The sequence below is a fragment of the Desulfurivibrio modestus genome (assembly GCF_044068625.1).
GTDB lineage: Bacteria > Desulfobacterota > Desulfobulbia > Desulfobulbales > Desulfurivibrionaceae > Desulfurivibrio.
The window spans coordinates 87,541-104,361 of the sequence record NZ_JBIPKH010000008.1; the positions used below are offsets into that span (position 1 = coordinate 87,541).

Below are 16,821 nucleotides of genomic sequence, written 5' to 3' on the forward strand. Positions count from 1 at the left end.
CGGTTATGGTCAAAAGGACATAATCTATCGTTTTCGGCTAAAATTGACAAGAAAAAAGCAGACTTGGAGGACTACCAGCACTCCAGGAGCAGCCGATAGATTTCGGAACGGGGCCGGTCGAGATCGAGGGCGATCCGCCGGGCGGCGTCCTTGAGAGAGAGCCCACCCTGATCGCGATACCAGGCCGCCAGCTCCTCGATATTATCCCCCGGCTCACCCGGCCCGGCAGAGGGCCGGGGCTCGCTCTGATCAGGACCGGCCAGCAGCACCACAAACTCGCCTTTGAGGGTGGGGCGGGCTTTAAATTCGGCCAGGATGGCCTCCAGCTCCCCGGCCCGGAACTCTTCATGAATCTTGGTCAGCTCCCGGCCCACCAGAACCCGGCGCCGACCCAGCACCGCCAGGCAATCGGCCAGACTCGACAGCAGGCGGCGGGGGGATTCATAGAAGATCAGGGGGCGGGGTTCGGGACGGAGATCTTGCAGCAGGCGCCGACGTTCGGCGGCTTTGGCCGGCAGGAAGCCGAGGAAGAGATGGGCTGGCTCCGTCTGGCCGGCCACACTGAGCAAAGTGGTCAGCGCCGAAGGGCCGGGAATCGGCACCACCGTAAAACCGGCCTCCCGGGCCCGGCTGACCAGCATTGCCCCGGGATCGGCAATCCCGGGGGTGCCGGCGTCGGAAACCAGGGCCACCGATTCCCCCGCCGTCAGCCGGGCCAGAAGCTCTTCCGACCGCTGCGCCTCCCGCTCCCGATAATAGCTGCGGCAGGGGGTGGTAATCTCGAAATGGTTGAGCAGCTTGCGGGTATGGCGGGTATCCTCGGCGGCAATCAGATCCACTTCGGCAAGCACCCGCAGGGCCCGCAGGGTAATATCCTCCAGGTTGCCGATGGGGGTGGCGACGATGTAAAGCGTCCCGGCCCTGGCCTCTCTCCTTTCTGCTCTTACCACAAGTTTTCTCCGATTGCCCGGCGGTTAAGCGGTCGGCAGCAGCAGCCGGAAAAGCGCGCCGCTTTCTGCCTCCAGGCAGGTCAACTCGCCCCCCTCCAGCCGGGCCAGTTTACGGGCCAGGTACAGCCCCAAGCCCATCGCCTCGGGGCGGGTGGTGAAAAAAGGTTCAAATATCCGTTCCCGGTGGGCGGGAGCGATCCCGGGGCCATTGTCCCCCAGCAACAGTTCCAGACCGGCGGCATTCCGGGAGATACGGGCCTCGATCCTGGCCTCCACCTGGTCACGCACCGCGGCCAGGGCGTTATCCAGCAGCAGATAGACGATCTGGTGAATCTTCAGTAAATCGCCACCCAGGGGTGGGAGCTGGGCGGCCGGCTCCAGCTCTTTCACTACCTTGTGTTTAAAGAAGGGGTCGGCAGAGAGGAACTCCACCTCACACGCCAGAACCTCGTTGAGCGTCCAGGGCGGAGCCGAACCGGGAGAGAGGGGGGGCAGCTCCAGTACCCGCCGCAATATCTGGGTTCCCTGCCGGGTCTTTTCCTGCAGCTTATCCACCGAATCGCGTTGGCCGACCACCAGCGCTTCCAGTTCCGCCCGCAGGGCAGCGGCCCGGTCGGTGGAGGCGGTTGCCAGCTGCCCCACCAGCTCGGCGGCTCGGTGCAGCACCATGGCGGACATATCACCGTGGAGCGAACTAACCTGCAGCACCCCGTTGAGGTTGTGAATCACCCCCCGGAAAAGACGGCCCACGGCGGCGGTGGCCAGTTGCTCCAGATAGGCGTTTTCCCAGCGGGCAACCTCCGGCGAACCGACCGGCGATAAGTTTGCGGACATGGTGGCACCCCATTTAGTGCAAGCAATGCAGCGATGCGGGGCCAATCCCCACCCCGATTCATCGGGCTGAACCAGCACGGAAAGCATACCCGCAATTATCGCCATTGACAAGGACGGGCTTGGCCCCCAAATCGGAAAAGCGTTGAATAACCAGGTGTTTTCCGTTATAAGGAGCGAAACGATTGACCGGTTCATCTCGCCCAGCTTATCCCGCCGCCTCAACCATATTTACCAGGAACCCAGTGCAAACGGTTACCGCTGCCCCCCAACCCCCCGAATCCGCTGACATCCACCGCATCCAACTGGTCGACCGCGAGATCATCCTCCTGGGCACCGCCCATGTTTCCCGCGAATCGGTGCAACTGGTACGGCAGGTAATCGCCGCTGAACTACCCGACGGAGTCTGTGTCGAGCTGGATCAAAAACGGTACGACTCCCTGGCCAACCGCAAGAGCTGGGAGCTCCTCGACCTCCGGGAGATTCTGCGCCGGCGTCAACTCGCCACCCTGCTGATCAATCTGCTGCTGGCCTCCTATCAAAAGCGGCTGGGGGACAAGCTGGGGGTCCAGCCGGGCAGCGAACTGATCGCGGCGGCGGAAACCGCCCAACAGCTGGCGATTCCGGTGACCCTCTGCGACCGGGATGTCCGCGTCACCATGCGCCGGGCCTGGCGGGCCACCCCCTGGTATCGCAAGATCATGCTACTGGGCGCGCTGCTGGCCGGCATGTTCGATCGCAGTGAAATCAGCGAGGAGAGCCTGCGGGAGTTGCGCGATTCCGACCTGCTTTCCGAGCTGCTGGCTCAGCTTGGCCGTGAGCTTCCCGAGCTCAAGGAGGTATTGATCGACGAACGGGACACCTTCCTGGCCGAAAAGATCAAGGAAACCCCCGGCGACAAGCTGGTGGCGGTGGTGGGGGCCGGCCATGTGGCCGGCATCAAAAAAGCTCTGGGCCGAGAACAGCGCCACCGCCTGCCGGAGATCAGCACCATCCCCCCGGTCTCCCCGGCCTGGAAGATCCTGGCTTGGGCGGTCCCGGTGCTGATTCTGGGCTCTCTGGGCTACATTGCCGTCAGCAAAGGGATGGCGGTGGCCGGCCAGAACCTGCTCTACTGGATTCTGGCCAACGGCATCCCCGCTTCCCTGGGGGCGACCCTGGCCCTGGCCCACCCCCTGACCATTGTCGGCGCCTTTGTCGCCGCCCCGGTGACCAGCCTGACCCCGGTGATCGGAGCCGGTTACGTCACCGCCTTTCTCCAGGCGATGCTCCGCCCGCCGCTGGTTACCGAATTTGAACGGGTACTCGAAGATATGAACAGCCTGGGGGGCTGGTGGCGAAACCGCTTGCTGCGGGTCTTCCTGGCGTTTATTCTGCCGGCTTTGGGCAGCATGATCGGCACCTGGATCGGCGGCTACGAAATTATCTCCAATATCTTCTGATTTTTTGCAGCTCGCCCCGGAATAATCCGGCGGGCACCATCTTCCACCACGGGATCTTTAAGCGATGAAACAGGAAAAATATTATCTGAGCGGCAAACAGGCCCTGGAACTGCGCGGCCAGGGACACCATCTCAAACCCACGGCCATGGTCGGTCGGGAAGGGGTAACCCCGGCGGTGCTGGAGGCCCTGGCGGCGGTGCTGGCCGTCCATGAGCTGGTCAAGGTCAAGGTTCAGGAGGGTTGCCCCCTGGAGATGGCGACGGCGGCGGAGAAGCTGGCGGCGGGAAGCAAGGCGAAAATCGTCCAGATCATCGGCCATATCATTCTGCTTTATCGCCCCAAGCCTCCGGAGCAGGCGAAACCGGCCCCAACCACCGGGGCGGCCTGCCGTTTAGGGCGTTGCGCCAAATCGCAGGGCGGCCCCGCCCGGCAGCAGAGAGCCAAACCGGCAACCCCCAAAATTGGTCGCCCCTCCAGGGGTACGGCTGTAAAGGGGGCGGCCCGACGCCCCCAGGGTCGCTCCTCCGGCAAGAGATGAGCAGGGATCGGCTTTTCCAGGAGGCGGCCGGCATCGGCGATTTCCGCTTCAGCGAAAGGGTTGCCGAGGTGTTCGACGACATGCTGGTCCGCTCGGTCCCCAATTACCAGCAGGTGATCGAGATGAGCGCCCTGCTCCTGGACCGGCTGCTGCGCCCCGGCGACCGGCTTTATGACCTGGGCTGTTCCACCGGCAACACCCTGCTCCATCTGGCCCGCCGCCTCAAAACCCCCGAACTGACCCTGATCGGCCTCGACAACTCCCCGGCCATGATCGCCAAGGCCGGCCGCAAGGCGGAGAACTACTCCCTGAAGGGGCAGGTGGAGTTTATCGAGGCGGATATCATCACCTTCCCCTGCCAGCCGGCGGGGGGCATCCTGCTCAACTACACCATGCAGTTTCTCCGCCCCCTGCAACGGGCCGAGTTCATGGGCCGCCTGCACCGGCACCTGCGCCCCGGCGGCGTCCTGATCCTGAGTGAAAAAATCATCTCCCACGATCCGGAGCTCAACCGCCACTTCATCGATTTTCACTTCGATTTCAAACGGGCCCGGGGCTACTCGGAGATCGAGATCAGCAAGAAGCGGGAGGCCCTGGAAAACGTGCTGATCCCCTTCTCCCCCGAAGAAAACCGCCAGCTCCTGCGGCAGGCCGGTTTCAAACGGGTGGAAAGCTTTTTCCAGTGGTTCAACTTCACCTCCTGGATAGCGCTCAAGGAAGAGGAGTGATGAAGGCGGCGGGCGGAGAGAGAGACTACCTGGAACGGCTGCCCAAGGCCGATGGGGCGACGATCCGCCGCCTGCGGGAGGAGCACGACCGGCGGCAGTTGCTGCCCAAGAAAGGTTTTCTCCGATTTCGGGAACCCTGGCAGGCCATTTGCGCCCTGCCGGCGGCCTCCTATTGCGATTTCAGCGGCGACAGCGTGCTGATGGGCCGACCCGAAGAGATCAACGAAGAACAACGCCAACGGTTGCACCAGGCCCTGCGGGCCTTTATGCCCTGGCGCAAGGGCCCTTTCTCCCTGTTCGGAATCGAAATCGACGCCGAATGGCAAAGCCATCGCAAATGGCAGCGGCTGCTACCGGCCCTGCCGGAGTTGGCCGGTCGGGTGGTGGCCGATATCGGCTGCAACAACGGCTACTACATGTTCAGAATGCTACCCCACCGGCCCGCCCTGGTGGTCGGCTTCGAACCGATGCTGCAACACCTCTACTGCTTCAAGGCCCTCCAACATCTGGCCGGTTGCCGGGAGTTGGAGATCGAACCCCTGGGGGTGGAGCAGATCACCCTCTACCCCCACTCCTTCGACGTAATTTTTCTGATGGGGGTGATCTATCATCGCCCTTCGCCGCTGACCGCCCTGCGGGAGGTGTTCGCCGCCCTGAAACCCGGCGGCACCCTGCTCCTGGAGTCCCTGGCTATTCCCGGGGATGATCCGGTGGCCCTCTGCCCCGCCGCCACCTACGCCAAGGCGCCGGGGGTCTATTTCGTCCCCACCACCGCCTGCCTGATCAACTGGCTGCAACGGGCGGGATTCAAGCAGGTCGAACTGGTCAGCAGCCAACCCATGGATCCCACCGAACAACGCCGGACCCCCTGGATGACCTTCGAGTCCTACGCCGACTTCATTGATTCCCGCAATCCCGCTCGGACCATCGAGGGCTATCCCGCCCCCCTGCGGGTCATCGTCAAGGCTTCCTGACCGCAGGCCGGCGCCGAGGCCGCTTACAGTTTGGCCACCGCCTTCATCTTGCGGCCGGCCAGGGCCTCATTGACGTTGATGATATGATCGCCGATCTTCTCCAGGCGGTTGAGCAGATCAAGGTACATCACCCCGATCCGGGGCGAATAGACCCCCTGCTCCAGGCGGCCGTAATGGCGGCTGCGCAGACAGTCCCGCAGGTTGTTAATCCGCTCCTCCAGCTCCACCGCCTTTTTCAAGTCCACCACGGCGGTGGTGCCCTTGAGGTTTTGAGTCATGAAGACCAGGGCGTTGTGGACGGTATGGAGCATCTCCTGCAACTCATCCATCACGTCTTCGGGCACCTTGAGTTTGTCCTCAATAATCCGCTCGTAGGTCCTCGACATTTCGTAATAGATATCCCCCAGCCGCTCCAGATCATGGATCATGTTCTGCATGTAGCGGATCTGATTGATGGAAGCCAGGCTCAGGTTGGCGTTTTCCAGAATCTGGACCAGATATTCGGCAATCTCCAGCTCCATCCGGTCGGTGGCCTGCTCCCGCTCCTGAATCTTTTCCAGAAACTTCTTCTGCTTCTGGGGATCCTTGAACAGCAGGCCGGTGAAGGCGTAATGCATCTTGACGATGATTGCGGCGAAATGCTGAATCTCCTTCTGAGCCTGCTCCAGGGAGAGTTCCGCCGACGACATCAGGCCCGAGTGAATATAACGAAGGTGGTAACCTTCCCGCTCCCCGCCCCGCTCCGGCTGAATTTTCTCCACCAGCCGGACCATCAGGGGAACAAAGCCGAAAAGCAGGATCACGTTTAAGACGTTGAAGGAGGTATGAAACAGGGAGAGGGCCAGGGTGGCGTTGGTCCGGGCCGCGGGGTCATCGGTGAGGACCGAGGTGCCGGCAGCGGAGAGCGACTGCATCACCCAGTCAATCCCCAACAGAAACGGGGTCATGACCAGCAGCATCCAGCAGACCCCGAACACATTGAACATGAAGTGAAAACGGGCCGCCCGTTTGGCCTGGGTGTTACCGATCAGAGCGGCGATATTGGCGGTCACCGTGGTCCCGATATTTTCGCCCAGGACCATGGCGGCGGCAATGGGAAAGGTGATCCAGCCCTGGGAGAGCATGACCAGGGTGATGGCGGTGGCGGCCGAGGAGGACTGGGTCAGCAGGGTCAGAACGGTACCCACCAGGACAAAAAGCAGGGTGGAGGCGAAACCGAAATCGGTGAAACTATCCAGGAAGGCGAACATCTCGGGATTGTCCTGGATACTGGGCACCGAGCCCTTGATGAAATCAAGCCCGATGAAGAGGATACCGAAGCCGATCATCGCTTCGGCCAGGTGGCGCAGTTTCTGGTTGCTGACGAAAAGAAAGGGGAAAAAGATCCCGATCATCGCGACGGCAATCGGGGTGATCTGGAACTTGAAACCGAAGAGGGCAACCATCCAGGCGGTGACCGTGGTGCCGATATTGGCCCCCATGATCACTCCCGTTGATTCGACAAAGGTCAGCAGTCCGGCATTGACAAAGCCCACCACCATCACCGTGGTGGTGGAGGAGGACTGGGTGATGGCGGTGGTGCCGAAACCGGTGACGATGCCGGTTAGCCGGTTGCGGGTCATCCCCTTGAGAATCGCTCGCAGCTTACCGCCGGCCACCTTCTGCAGCCCGTCACTGAAAACCTTCATCCCGTAGATAAAGATCCCCAGGGAACCGATCAACTGCAGAAAATCAAAAAAATTGTAACTCATGTAACCTCGCTTGGGTCGGAACGCAGGCCCTTGCCGGCCCCACCCCTTAACCAAAAGCTAAACAAACTCTAATATTGTGCCCGCTTTTACTATAAGACTCAAGCAAAGGTCAACTGAAAACGGTTTTTCCTTGACGCCGTTTTCCCCCCCGCCTTAGAGTGGGGGTGTAGTCCATTAAGACTGCAAGATCGAACAATTGCTTACCAGTCACGGCCCGAACGGCCGGGGAGGCGGCCATGAACCTGCGCATCAATTCCGATATCGGCAGCATGTTCACCCTGGGCAATATGCGCCAAACCCAGCAGAATCTGACCGCCAGCCTGGCCAAACTCTCCTCGGGCAAGCGGATCAACCAGGCGGCCGATGACGCCGCCGGTATGCAGATCGCCAACCTGCTGGAGAGCCAGGCCCGGGGGGCCGGCCAGGCTATTCGCAACACCACCGAGGCCATTGCCGTGGCCCAGACCGCCGACCAGGCCCTGCAACAGGGGGGGGAGATCCTGATGGCTATCCGGGAAAAGGTGATTCAGGCCGGCGGGGCCGGCCAGTCGATGGAATCCCGCCGGGCGATCCAGACCGAAATCAATCAGTTGGTTGAGGTTTATAACCGGATTGCCGACACCACCACCTTCAATGGCCAGCGGGTGCTGCCGGAGAGCGTCAATATCGTGGTGGCAAGCGGGGAGGAAGGAGACGAAGTGGCGCCGGCGGGCCTGCTGCCCGGCGGGATCGACGTCACCGGCCAGGAAGGAGTGGAGGCGGCGCTCGGGGCCATCGATGCCGCCAGCGGCCGGCTCAACACCATGCGCGGCGAGTTCGGCGCCCGCCAGAATCAGCTGGTCTCGGAACTGGCCGGGCTCTCCACCACCGCCATCAACACCTGGGCGGCCCAATCCCAGGTGGCCGATGTCGACCTGGCCGAGGAGGCGATGATCTTCTCCCAGCTCAAGATTCTGCGCCAAACCCAGATGTTTGCCCTGGCCCAGGGGATGAACCTCAACAAGGCCAGCGCCCTTGACCTGCTCCAGGGCGGGCGCTGACCCGGGCCCTAAACTTCCGGGAAGGGGAAATCCGGTTCGGCCAGCAACCGGGCCAGCCGCTGTTTTTTGGGGGTTTTGCGGTCATGGTAGGCGATCAGCGCTTCAATGGTACTGAGCACCTGATCCGCGTCGGCCCCGCGGACGATCCGTCGCCCAACCACCGGGTTGGGCCCACCCTTGCCGCCCACGTAGATATCAAACCCCTGCTTGCTCCCCATCACCCCGATATCGGTGGTCTTAACCCCGGAACAGCAGAAGGGGCAACCGGAGATGGCGATCTTGACCTTGGGCTTAAAGGGGCCGCGCCCCTGAAAATGGGCCAACAACCGTCGGGAAAGATCCTCCGGGTCCTGAACCCCGGCGGAACAGTCCCGGCTGCCGATGCAGACCCGGGGAATGGGGAATTTACCCGGACCCTTGAAATCCACCCCCAGGGGAGCCAGCTCCGCCTTGGCCTGCTCCAGCTGCCCATCGTCAAGCCCCATCAGACGCAGATTCTGGGCGGTGGAAAGATAAACCTCCAGGCCATGGCGCTGGGCCAGCTCCAGGGCCTTGGCCATCACCGGCAGGGGCAACCGGCCGGCCGGCAACAGGATGGTCAGGCGTTTTTTTTCGTTATCCATCAACAACCTCATGGGAAAATATTTTTTTATTAAGGTGTGGGAAAAATCGGAAAAATTGCTCTTTTTCCCTTTCTCTTTCCTTTTTTTTCCAGTATCTATGCTGGAAAGTTAAGGCACCAAGTAACCGTCAAGCCGCACGGCACAGCACACGGGAACCGAAATGGGCAGTCAGACCAGACCATACAACGACAAAACCGCCGGAGCCATCGACCGCAAGCGGGAGCGGGAACGGCAAAACATGTTGCAAAGCCTATATCGCAGCGCTCCCGAACTGGCGACCAAACTGGTCCAGCGCCTGCTGGACAAGCACATCATCGAAACCACCTCGGCCGAAGCGATTCGTGAGGTTTTCACCAACCTCTTCCACAAGCTGCCGGAGATGGAGGATTTCGACATCCAGTACAAAACCGCGCCGCTCAGGGGCCTGGTCGCCGACCCCAACTTCATCAGTCTCTACCTCACCCAGTATATCGCCGAGGATCTGATCAACCACGACACGATCCAGGATATCTACGGCGATGACCTGGAGATCTACCAGGCGGTGGATTCAGTCATGGGTGCCCTGCGCCCGCCGGCCTGAACCGCGGCTGCCCTCCGCTTTAATCCAGGTTGAGGTAGGTATAGCCCCGCAGCCCCCTGGTGTATTCATTGAGCAACCGCATCGCTTCGTTGGGCCGCAGGCGATCCTCCTTGATCGCCCGGTCGAACTGGCGCTTCATCTTGCGAGCCAGATCGTTTTCCCCGTACTGAACCAGAGCCAGCACCTTCTCCATGGTGGTGCCGGGGATGGTTTCTTCAATGTAGTACCCCTCATCCTCATCCTCATCCAGGAAGACATGGGCTTCATTGACCCGGCCAAACAGGTTGTGGAGATCCCCCATGATATCCTGATAGGCCCCGGTGAGAAAAATCCCCAGATAGTAGGGCTGGTCGTTGAGTTCATGGAGGGGCAGGGTATCCACTCCCTCCTCGAAAAGATTGATGAACTTGGAGACCACCCCATCGGAATCACAGGTGATGTCGGCCAGCGTTCCCCGCCGCCGGGGCTGCTCATTGAGCCGATGCAGGGGCATGATCGGAAAAAGCTGACCAAAGCCCCAGTGGTCGAGCAGCGACTGGAAGACGCTGAAGTTGCACAGATATTGATCACTGTACTTGCTCTCCAACTCGACGATCTCGTCGGGGACATACTCCGCCCCCTGGAAAAACTCCAGCACCTTGACCCCCACCAGCCAGAAGATCCGCTCCACCTCGGCCTTGACCTCCAGGTCCAGCAAACCCAGCTCAAAGCGGGTCTGGGCCTCCAGCTTGTACTGCTGGGCGTCGTGGTAAGCCTCCAGCGGGTTGTTCTCGCTGATGTTCTGATAGGCGTCCCAGGCGTCATCCACCAGCTTGTGCTTAACGGTGGGGGCCACCGGCTCCTCCTCCACCTGGGCCTTCTTGATGTTGCCGAAGGTCTGGACCACCAGCAACGAATGATGCGCCACCAGAGCCCGGCCCGATTCGCTGATCACCACCGGGTGACCGACCCCCTCGGCATCGCAGACATCCATGATGTTGTAGATCACATCCCGGGCATACTCGTTGAGCGAGTAGTTGATCGAGGAGTGAAAGGTGGTGCGGCTGCCATCGTAGTCCACCCCCAGGCCGCCACCCACGTCGATATACTCCAGGGCGTGCCCCATCTTGCTCAGCTTGGCATAAAACATCGCCCCTTCCCGCACCGCCTTCTTGATGGTCAGGATATCGGGCACCTGGGAGCCGATATGGAAATGGATCAGCTTCAGGCAATCCTCCATGCCGGCTTCCTTGAGCAGGCGGGAGGCCCGCAGGATATCCATGGTGGAAAGGCCGAACTTGGCGTTCTCCCCCCCGCTCTTCTCCCACTTGCCCTTGCCGCCGCTCATCAGCCGGACCCGGAATCCGATCAGGGGAGTCACCTTCATCTTCTTCACCGCGGAGATGATCTGGCTAACCTCCTCCACCTTCTCCACCACCAGGATCACCTTCTTGCCCAGCTTGCGGCCTAAAAGGGCCATCCGGATATAGTCTCGATCCTTGTAACCGTTGCAGACAATCAGGCTCTCCTGATCCTCGTGCAGGGCCAGGGCCGCGTGCAGCTCGGGTTTAGAGCCCACCTCCAGGCCATGATGGAAGGCCTGACCGGCGTCCAGAATCTCCTCCACCACTTCGCGCAGCTGGTTGACCTTGATGGGATAAACCCCACTGTAGCGGTTTTTATAGCCGGCCTCGGCAATCGCTTCGGAAAAGGCCCGGTTGATCCGCTCAACCCGGTTGCGGAGCAGATCATGGAAACGGATCAGCATGGGAAAATGGAGTCCCTGCTCCTGGGCCTCCCGAACCACATCGACAATGGCGATGCTGGCCCCCTGCTCCTTGAGCGGGGCCACCGTGACCTGGCCGGCGGCATCGATATCGAAGTAGCGCAACCCCCAGCGGTTGATCCCGTAAAGATCACGGGCCTGCTCGATGGTCCACTCTGTATCTTCCTGTTTTTCCGCAATCATATTCTATTCTCACCCTAAAATGAAAACGGCAGGATACAGAATTCCACCGAAAATTCAACAGTTCTTTGCCGCTTGCCCCCCGGGTTCGACTTCTCTTCTTCTTTTTTATGGTAAAATCGTCTAAAGTGGCGCCGCCAACTATGAACGACAGACCGTTTTAATTTAACAGTACCGTGAGGACATTTTGATACGCCAATTCATTACCCGTATTCGCCGTCACCTGCGGGGAGATAAAGAGACTCCCGCCACCACCGCAACTCCCTCCGAAAGTCCCGCCACCCTGGCCGCCGCTCCTCGTCCGGATTCACCGACGATTGGGGAGGAGACAACCGCCAAACCCAAACGCCGGCGCCGGCGGCGACCGCGGAAAAGCGCCGACCCCGACCTGGCCTTAACCCAGGGGCTGGAGGGGACGGACCCGGCCGGGGTAGCCGCGGAATCACCCGCCTGGAGTCCGGATGATTTCCAGGTGCCACCGACCGAGGGGAAAACCCGCTTTCACGATCTGGACCTGGCCCCGGAACTGATGCGGGCCATCCATGCCCTGGGATTCCAGTACAGCACCCCGATTCAGGCCCAGATCCTGCCGCCGACCCTGGCCGGCCACGACGCCTTCGGCAAGGCCCAGACCGGCACCGGCAAGAGCGCGGCCTTCCTGATCAACATCATCACCCGCCTGCTCCGGGACCCGGAAGATCAAGCGAAAAACCTGGCCCAACCCCGGGCCCTGGTCCTGGCTCCCACCCGGGAACTGGCGATTCAGATCCACCAGGACGCCCTGGAGCTGCTGCGTTTCACCAACCTCAACTGCGTGGCGGTCTTCGGCGGCACCGACTATGAAAAGCAACGCCAGGTTTTTGCCCAATCACCGGTGGATATCCTGATCGCCACCCCGGGACGGCTGCTGGACTTCGCCCGCCAGAAGGTGGTTTTCCTCAATCAGGTGGAAGTGGTGGTCATCGATGAAGCCGACCGCCTGCTGGATATGGGCTTCATCCCCGATGTCCGCCGGATCATCCAGCAAACCCCGGACAAGAGCAAACGTCAGACCCTGCTCTTCTCCGCCACCCTGACTCCCCAGATCAGCAGCCTGGCCGCCCAGTGGACCAGGGACCCGATCACGGTGGAGATCGAACCGGAACAGGTGGCCTCGGACAACATCGAACAGCTGGTTTACATGGTCACCGCCAAGGAGAAGATGACCGTGCTCTACAACCTGGTCACCGGCAAAAATCTGGAGCGGGTGATCGTCTTTTGCAACCGGCGGGACGTTACCCGGCGGGTGCGGGACAGACTCTATCGCCACGGGATCTCCTGCGCCATGCTTTCGGGGGAGGTCAGCCAACCCCAGCGGATGAAGACCCTGGAGAACTTCAAAGAGGGCAAGATCCGGGTGCTGGTGGCCACCGACGTGGCCGGCCGGGGGTTGCACATCGAAGGGATCAGCCACGTGATCAACTACAATCTGCCCGAGGATGCCGAGGATTACGTGCATCGCATCGGCCGCACCGGCCGGGCCGGGGCCAGCGGCATCTCGGTGAGTTTTGCCGACGAGGAGGAGTCGTTCTATCTGCCGGCCATTGAGGAGTACATGGGACGTAAACTCTCCTGCGTCTACCCCGATGACGAACTGCTCGCGCCCCTGCCCCCGCCGATCCACAAGGCCCCGCCGCTGGAAAAAAGCAGTGGCGGCCAGGCAAGGGGGGGCGGCCGGTCCGGTGGGGGCGGGCGCCCGGCAACCCGGCGCCCGACGAGTCGCTCCCCCCGCCGCCGCTAGCGGCGAGGATCGCCCGGCCGCGATCACTCCCTGCGGGCGGCCAATTCCACCGCCAGCAGCGCCCATTGCTCAAAGCTCTCCCCCTGGGCCAGGATCTCGGCCACCGACCACCAGCCCAGGGGGTGAATATCCTCGCCGTCTCCCCTGATCGCCAGGGCCCGGCAGGCTTCGACGCCGGCCATGACTCCCAGATGAACCGCCCCCAGGTGCACCCGCCCCACCGCCGAGGTATCGTCGTTGATCCAGCCGACGAAATGGCCAGCCACCCCTTCGGCGTTGACCAGCTCCTCAACCCGCTCCCGCATCAGCGCCGCCTGATAGGCCGTGGCGGTCAAGTGATCGCCGCCGCCGGCATCCTCACGATTGATATGACCGCCAATTCCCACGGATAAACGGCCCGCCAAGCGCCCCTCCCCCACGCCTCCCCCCCGGCGATAAACAAAAAAACGCTCCTGGAAAGAGAAAAGCTGGTAGGGAATCAGCTGTTTGAAGGCCGGATTCTCCTCGGCCTCCCCCCGCCGAATAAAAGCTTGCGGCAAAGCCAGCACCCGCTGGGGATCGGGACCACTAAACGCCCCCTGGGGCAAAACACCCCCAAAAAGCTGTTCCAGATCCCCGCGCCCCAGACAAAAAACCTCCTCCTCCATCTTCATCGACAGCTATCCTCCGTGCTTACCTCTCTGCCCTAATTCGCCATTTCCCTCAACACCTGGGCATGATACCTCTGTTTGCGCCAGGATATCAATTAACTCCTGCATCCGGGCGGAAAACCGGCCCGGGCTTAACAACTGCGACAAAAACTACGCTTCAACTCTTCTTCAGGCTGTTTTTTTGTCTTTTTTTAACCATTGACAATAAGCCAGGCCCTCCTGTTTAATGATTAACCACTTGCCCTGAAATTCCTTCTGGTAAGATAAGGGAGCCCCATGGATCACCTAGACCACAAAAGTCGTATCAGAGGCCCCATTATGCTGCTGCTGGGTCTCACCCTGCTGTTCAGCGCCATGGTAACAATCTTCACCTTTCACCATATCCACCGTCTCCATGTGGCCAGAGAAGCGGAGCAGCGCCAACAGGCGATTCAAACCCTGCTGCCAACCCTGCTGGCCCAGAATGTCAGCCTGCTTGAAGCCCAACTGAACACCCTGACCACCTGCCCGCTTTTCCTGCAGGCCTGGCGGGCGGGAGATCGGGAGGATCTGCTGGACCGGATCTCCCCCTCCTTCAACGATTTCAAGGCACGCTACCAGTTTATAAACTTCTCCCTGCGCCAGGCGGACCAGACGCTTTTCCTGCAGCTGCAGCACCCCCGCGGGCACGGCGACTACCCCGCCGGCTCAATCCTGGCCCGGGCCGTAGCCACGGGCACCCCGGCCCACGGCCTGGAGCTTGACCGCTCCGGGATCATCTTCCTCCGCCTGGTCCATCCCCTCTATCTCGATGACCAACTTGCCGGTTTTCTTGATTTCAGCCGAGATCTCCATGGACTGACCGCCACCATCCACCGGACGGTGGGCAGCGATATCTGGCTGCTTACCGCCAAGGAAAACCTCGACCGAGAGCGGTGGCGGCAAAGACCTGGCGCGGCCGATGAAGACGAGTGGGAGCGTTTCAGTCGGGAGGTGATCCTCACCAGCACCACAAACGAGACACCTCCGGCCCTCACCGCCTTCATCGACCAGCCCCACCAAATACATCTTGGGGGTACCTTTACCACAACCATTCAAGGCTGGACCGTGCAGGGTGGCCAGGTGCCGCTTAGAGACCAGGAGGGACAGGAGATCGCCGAGCTCTTTTTCCTGGACGACGCGTCCGCACTGGTGACCTCGCTCAGTCGCTTACGGCTGCTTTTTCTCAGCGCCACCGGGGTCACCGCCGGCGGGGTTTTCCTTCTGCTGTTTCTGATTCTGGGCCGCACCCAGAACAGACTCACCGACCGGCACAGGTCCCTGCTCAGCGAAATTGAGACCCGACAGCGGGCAGAGGGGGAACTGCGGCAACTGAAGGAGGATCTGGAGCGCCAGGTGGCCAACCGGACCAGATCGATCAACGAAACAAACCAGGCCCTGCAAAGGGAGATCGAGCAGCGACAGGAGATCGAGGAGGAGCTGCGCGACGCCAAGGAGGAGTGGGAGCGAACCTTCGACGCCATGGAGGATAGCGTTATCATCCTGGACCTTAACTTACGTATTATCCGTGCCAATCGGGCCGCTGGCGACTTTTTGGGCCTGCCGGCCGCCGAACTTGTCGGCCGGCAGTGTCACCAACTTTATCGTGACGCCAGCGAGCCCTGTCCCGACTGCCCGGTGGTGGCAACCATCGGCGACTGCCGGAAGCGCACCACGGAGATCGAGCACTGCCAACTGGACAAAACCCTGCTGGCCTCCGCCTGGCCGATCAGCGATGGGGACGGCTCCTGCCGGAGGTTGGTCCACGTGGCCAGGGATATCACCGAACAGAAAAAATTCGCGACCAAACTCCAGCAGACCAGAAAGATGGAGGCCATCGGCACCCTGGCCGCGGGGGTAGCCCATGATTTCAACAATATCCTCACCGGAGTCCTGGGCTACGGCGAACTGATTCTGCGGGAGGCCGCCGCCGACTCAGCGGTGGCAAAAGATATCGGTCAGATCGTTGAACTGGGCCGGCGGGGTGCCGCCCTTACCCGGCAACTTCTGGCCTTCAGTCGCCAGCAGACCGTGGAGATGCGTCCGCTGGACCTCAATGAGCTCACGGCGAATCTCATGAAATCCTCCGGTCGCCTGATCGGCGAGGATATCGAGATCAAATTCAACCCCGGCCCTAATCTTGCCCCCGTAAAGGCCGATCCGATGCAGATGGACCAGGTTATCCTCAACCTGGTGGTCAATGCCCGCGATGCCATGCCCACCGGCGGAACCCTGACCATTGAAACTGCCAATGTCGAGATTGACGCCGCACAGGCCGAACGCCACCCGGGGATGAAGCCTGGGCCCCATGTGATACTGGCCATCTCCGACACCGGCATCGGCATGGATCGGGAGGTGCGGGAACATATCTTCGAGCCCTTCTTCACCACCAAGGGGGTGGGCCAGGGTACCGGGCTGGGCCTGGCCACCGTCTATGGAATCATCCAACAGCACCAGGGCAGCATCTGGGTTTACAGTGAAGTCGGCCAGGGCACCGAGTTCAAAATTTTCCTGCCCGTAACCGGGACGCCGGATATGCCAGCGCAAATCACCCGGGAGCCGGATCTTCCCCGGGGTCAAGAAACCATTATGGTGGCGGAAGATGAGGAGATACTGGCCAGCATGATCGGCCGCACCCTGGAAAATCTGGGCTACACGGTTTTGACCGCCCGGGATCCGGCCGAGGCGGAACTTCAGCTGGAGGCCCGGCCGGCGATCGATTTGCTGCTAACCGACATGGTCATGCCCGGCGGCAACGGCATGGAGCTCTACCGGCGGTTGGCGGCCCGGCGCCCAGGCCTCAAGGTGCTGTTCATGTCGGGCTACAACCAGGCCGCCCTGGAGCAGAAGACTATGGATTTTGCCGGCCTGCCCTTTATCCAGAAGCCTTTTACCGCCGGCGAAATCGCCCGACTCGTGCGCCATGTTCTGGATCAACAAAACAGGTTGAACCCGGGCAACTGAACCCACC

At 61.3% G+C, this 16,821-nt stretch carries 14 protein-coding genes; 8 read left to right on the forward strand and 6 right to left on the reverse strand.

Features of this window, described 5'->3' with window-relative positions; all coding sequences use genetic code 11:
• Positions 1 to 71 precede the first annotated feature (71 nt).
• Positions 72 to 950: a 16S rRNA (cytidine(1402)-2'-O)-methyltransferase gene (gene rsmI / locus ACHHRT_RS07020; RefSeq protein WP_395499042.1), complete on the reverse strand. Its 879-nt coding sequence runs from the start codon at positions 948 to 950 to the stop codon at positions 72 to 74.
• Between the two features lie 24 nt (positions 951 to 974).
• Entirely contained in the window at positions 975 to 1,784 is an 810-nt protein-coding gene (locus ACHHRT_RS07025) for a sensor histidine kinase (protein ID WP_395499043.1), read from the reverse strand.
• 242 nt (positions 1,785 to 2,026) lie between these two features.
• On the opposite strand from ACHHRT_RS07025, the gene ACHHRT_RS07030 reads away from it, so the two are divergent.
• The 4 genes from ACHHRT_RS07030 to cmoB all read left to right on the forward strand — a co-directional run bounded on the left by ACHHRT_RS07030 (position 2,027) and on the right by cmoB (position 5,463).
• The gene (locus ACHHRT_RS07030) at positions 2,027 to 3,223 is read left to right on the forward strand and encodes a TraB/GumN family protein (protein WP_395499044.1); all 1,197 of its coding nucleotides are present in this window, start codon (positions 2,027 to 2,029) and stop codon (positions 3,221 to 3,223) included.
• Between the two features lie 64 nt (positions 3,224 to 3,287).
• Positions 3,288 to 3,761, forward strand: coding sequence for a YhbY family RNA-binding protein (locus tag ACHHRT_RS07035; RefSeq protein WP_395499045.1), 474 nt, complete (start codon positions 3,288 to 3,290; stop codon positions 3,759 to 3,761).
• Positions 3,758 to 4,489, forward strand: coding sequence for a carboxy-S-adenosyl-L-methionine synthase CmoA (cmoA, locus tag ACHHRT_RS07040; protein WP_395499046.1), 732 nt, complete (start codon positions 3,758 to 3,760; stop codon positions 4,487 to 4,489). The genes ACHHRT_RS07035 and cmoA overlap by 4 nt, the downstream gene beginning before the upstream one ends.
• Positions 4,489 to 5,463 (forward strand): tRNA 5-methoxyuridine(34)/uridine 5-oxyacetic acid(34) synthase CmoB, encoded by a 975-nt coding sequence (cmoB, locus tag ACHHRT_RS07045; RefSeq protein ID WP_395499047.1) that lies wholly within the window; start codon positions 4,489 to 4,491, stop codon positions 5,461 to 5,463. Before cmoA ends, cmoB begins: the two co-directional genes overlap by 1 nt.
• Positions 5,464 to 5,486: 23 nt before the next feature.
• Here cmoB and ACHHRT_RS07050 read toward each other — a convergent pair whose 3' ends face one another.
• Entirely contained in the window at positions 5,487 to 7,214 is a 1,728-nt protein-coding gene (locus tag ACHHRT_RS07050; RefSeq protein WP_395499048.1) for a Na/Pi cotransporter family protein, read from the reverse strand.
• A 236-nt stretch (positions 7,215 to 7,450) separates the two neighbouring features.
• On the opposite strand from ACHHRT_RS07050, the gene ACHHRT_RS07055 reads away from it, so the two are divergent.
• Positions 7,451 to 8,254, forward strand: coding sequence for a flagellin (locus tag ACHHRT_RS07055; protein ID WP_395499049.1), 804 nt, complete (start codon positions 7,451 to 7,453; stop codon positions 8,252 to 8,254).
• A gap of 8 nt (positions 8,255 to 8,262) precedes the next feature.
• On the opposite strand, the gene ACHHRT_RS07060 is transcribed toward ACHHRT_RS07055, so the two are convergent.
• Positions 8,263 to 8,877, reverse strand: coding sequence for a nitrite reductase (locus ACHHRT_RS07060; protein ID WP_395499050.1), 615 nt, complete (start codon positions 8,875 to 8,877; stop codon positions 8,263 to 8,265).
• A gap of 160 nt (positions 8,878 to 9,037) precedes the next feature.
• Here ACHHRT_RS07060 and ACHHRT_RS07065 point away from each other — a divergent pair, with 160 nt between their 5' ends.
• Positions 9,038 to 9,457 carry a M41 family metallopeptidase gene (locus ACHHRT_RS07065; RefSeq protein ID WP_395499051.1) on the forward strand — a complete coding sequence of 140 codons (420 nt, stop codon included), beginning with the start codon at positions 9,038 to 9,040 and terminating at the stop codon, positions 9,455 to 9,457.
• A gap of 19 nt (positions 9,458 to 9,476) precedes the next feature.
• On the opposite strand, the gene speA is transcribed toward ACHHRT_RS07065, so the two are convergent.
• Positions 9,477 to 11,405: a biosynthetic arginine decarboxylase gene (gene speA, locus ACHHRT_RS07070; RefSeq protein ID WP_395499052.1), complete on the reverse strand. Its 1,929-nt coding sequence runs from the start codon at positions 11,403 to 11,405 to the stop codon at positions 9,477 to 9,479.
• Between the two features lie 184 nt (positions 11,406 to 11,589).
• Between speA and rhlB the strand changes: the two genes are divergently transcribed.
• Positions 11,590 to 13,182 carry an ATP-dependent RNA helicase RhlB gene (gene rhlB / locus ACHHRT_RS07075; RefSeq protein ID WP_395499053.1) on the forward strand — a complete coding sequence of 531 codons (1,593 nt, stop codon included), beginning with the start codon at positions 11,590 to 11,592 and terminating at the stop codon, positions 13,180 to 13,182.
• Between the two features lie 23 nt (positions 13,183 to 13,205).
• On the opposite strand, the gene ACHHRT_RS07080 is transcribed toward rhlB, so the two are convergent.
• Entirely contained in the window at positions 13,206 to 13,835 is a 630-nt protein-coding gene (locus ACHHRT_RS07080; protein ID WP_395499054.1) for a phosphoesterase, read from the reverse strand.
• Positions 13,836 to 14,108: 273 nt separating this feature from the next.
• Between ACHHRT_RS07080 and ACHHRT_RS07085 the strand changes: the two genes are divergently transcribed.
• Positions 14,109 to 16,814 carry an ATP-binding protein gene (locus ACHHRT_RS07085; protein ID WP_395499055.1) on the forward strand — a complete coding sequence of 902 codons (2,706 nt, stop codon included), beginning with the start codon at positions 14,109 to 14,111 and terminating at the stop codon, positions 16,812 to 16,814.
• Positions 16,815 to 16,821 lie beyond the last annotated feature (7 nt).

Bases quoted from the DNA above. Each gene is read 5' to 3' on its own strand.
- ACHHRT_RS07025 (WP_395499043.1), bottom strand. From the start codon at position 1,784: ATGTCCGCAAACTTATCGCCGGTCGGTTCGCCGGAGGTTGCCCGCTGG.
- ACHHRT_RS07035 (WP_395499045.1), top strand. From the start codon at position 3,288: ATGAAACAGGAAAAATATTATCTGAGCGGCAAACAGGCCCTGGAACTG.
- cmoA (WP_395499046.1), top strand. From the start codon at position 3,758: ATGAGCAGGGATCGGCTTTTCCAGGAGGCGGCCGGCATCGGCGATTTC.
- cmoB (WP_395499047.1), top strand. From the start codon at position 4,489: ATGAAGGCGGCGGGCGGAGAGAGAGACTACCTGGAACGGCTGCCCAAG.
- ACHHRT_RS07050 (WP_395499048.1), bottom strand. From the start codon at position 7,214: ATGAGTTACAATTTTTTTGATTTTCTGCAGTTGATCGGTTCCCTGGGG.
- ACHHRT_RS07055 (WP_395499049.1), top strand. From the start codon at position 7,451: ATGAACCTGCGCATCAATTCCGATATCGGCAGCATGTTCACCCTGGGC.
- ACHHRT_RS07060 (WP_395499050.1), bottom strand. From the start codon at position 8,877: ATGGATAACGAAAAAAAACGCCTGACCATCCTGTTGCCGGCCGGCCGG.
- ACHHRT_RS07065 (WP_395499051.1), top strand. From the start codon at position 9,038: ATGGGCAGTCAGACCAGACCATACAACGACAAAACCGCCGGAGCCATC.
- speA (WP_395499052.1), bottom strand. From the start codon at position 11,405: ATGATTGCGGAAAAACAGGAAGATACAGAGTGGACCATCGAGCAGGCC.
- ACHHRT_RS07080 (WP_395499054.1), bottom strand. From the start codon at position 13,835: ATGAAGATGGAGGAGGAGGTTTTTTGTCTGGGGCGCGGGGATCTGGAA.
- ACHHRT_RS07085 (WP_395499055.1), top strand. From the start codon at position 14,109: ATGGATCACCTAGACCACAAAAGTCGTATCAGAGGCCCCATTATGCTG.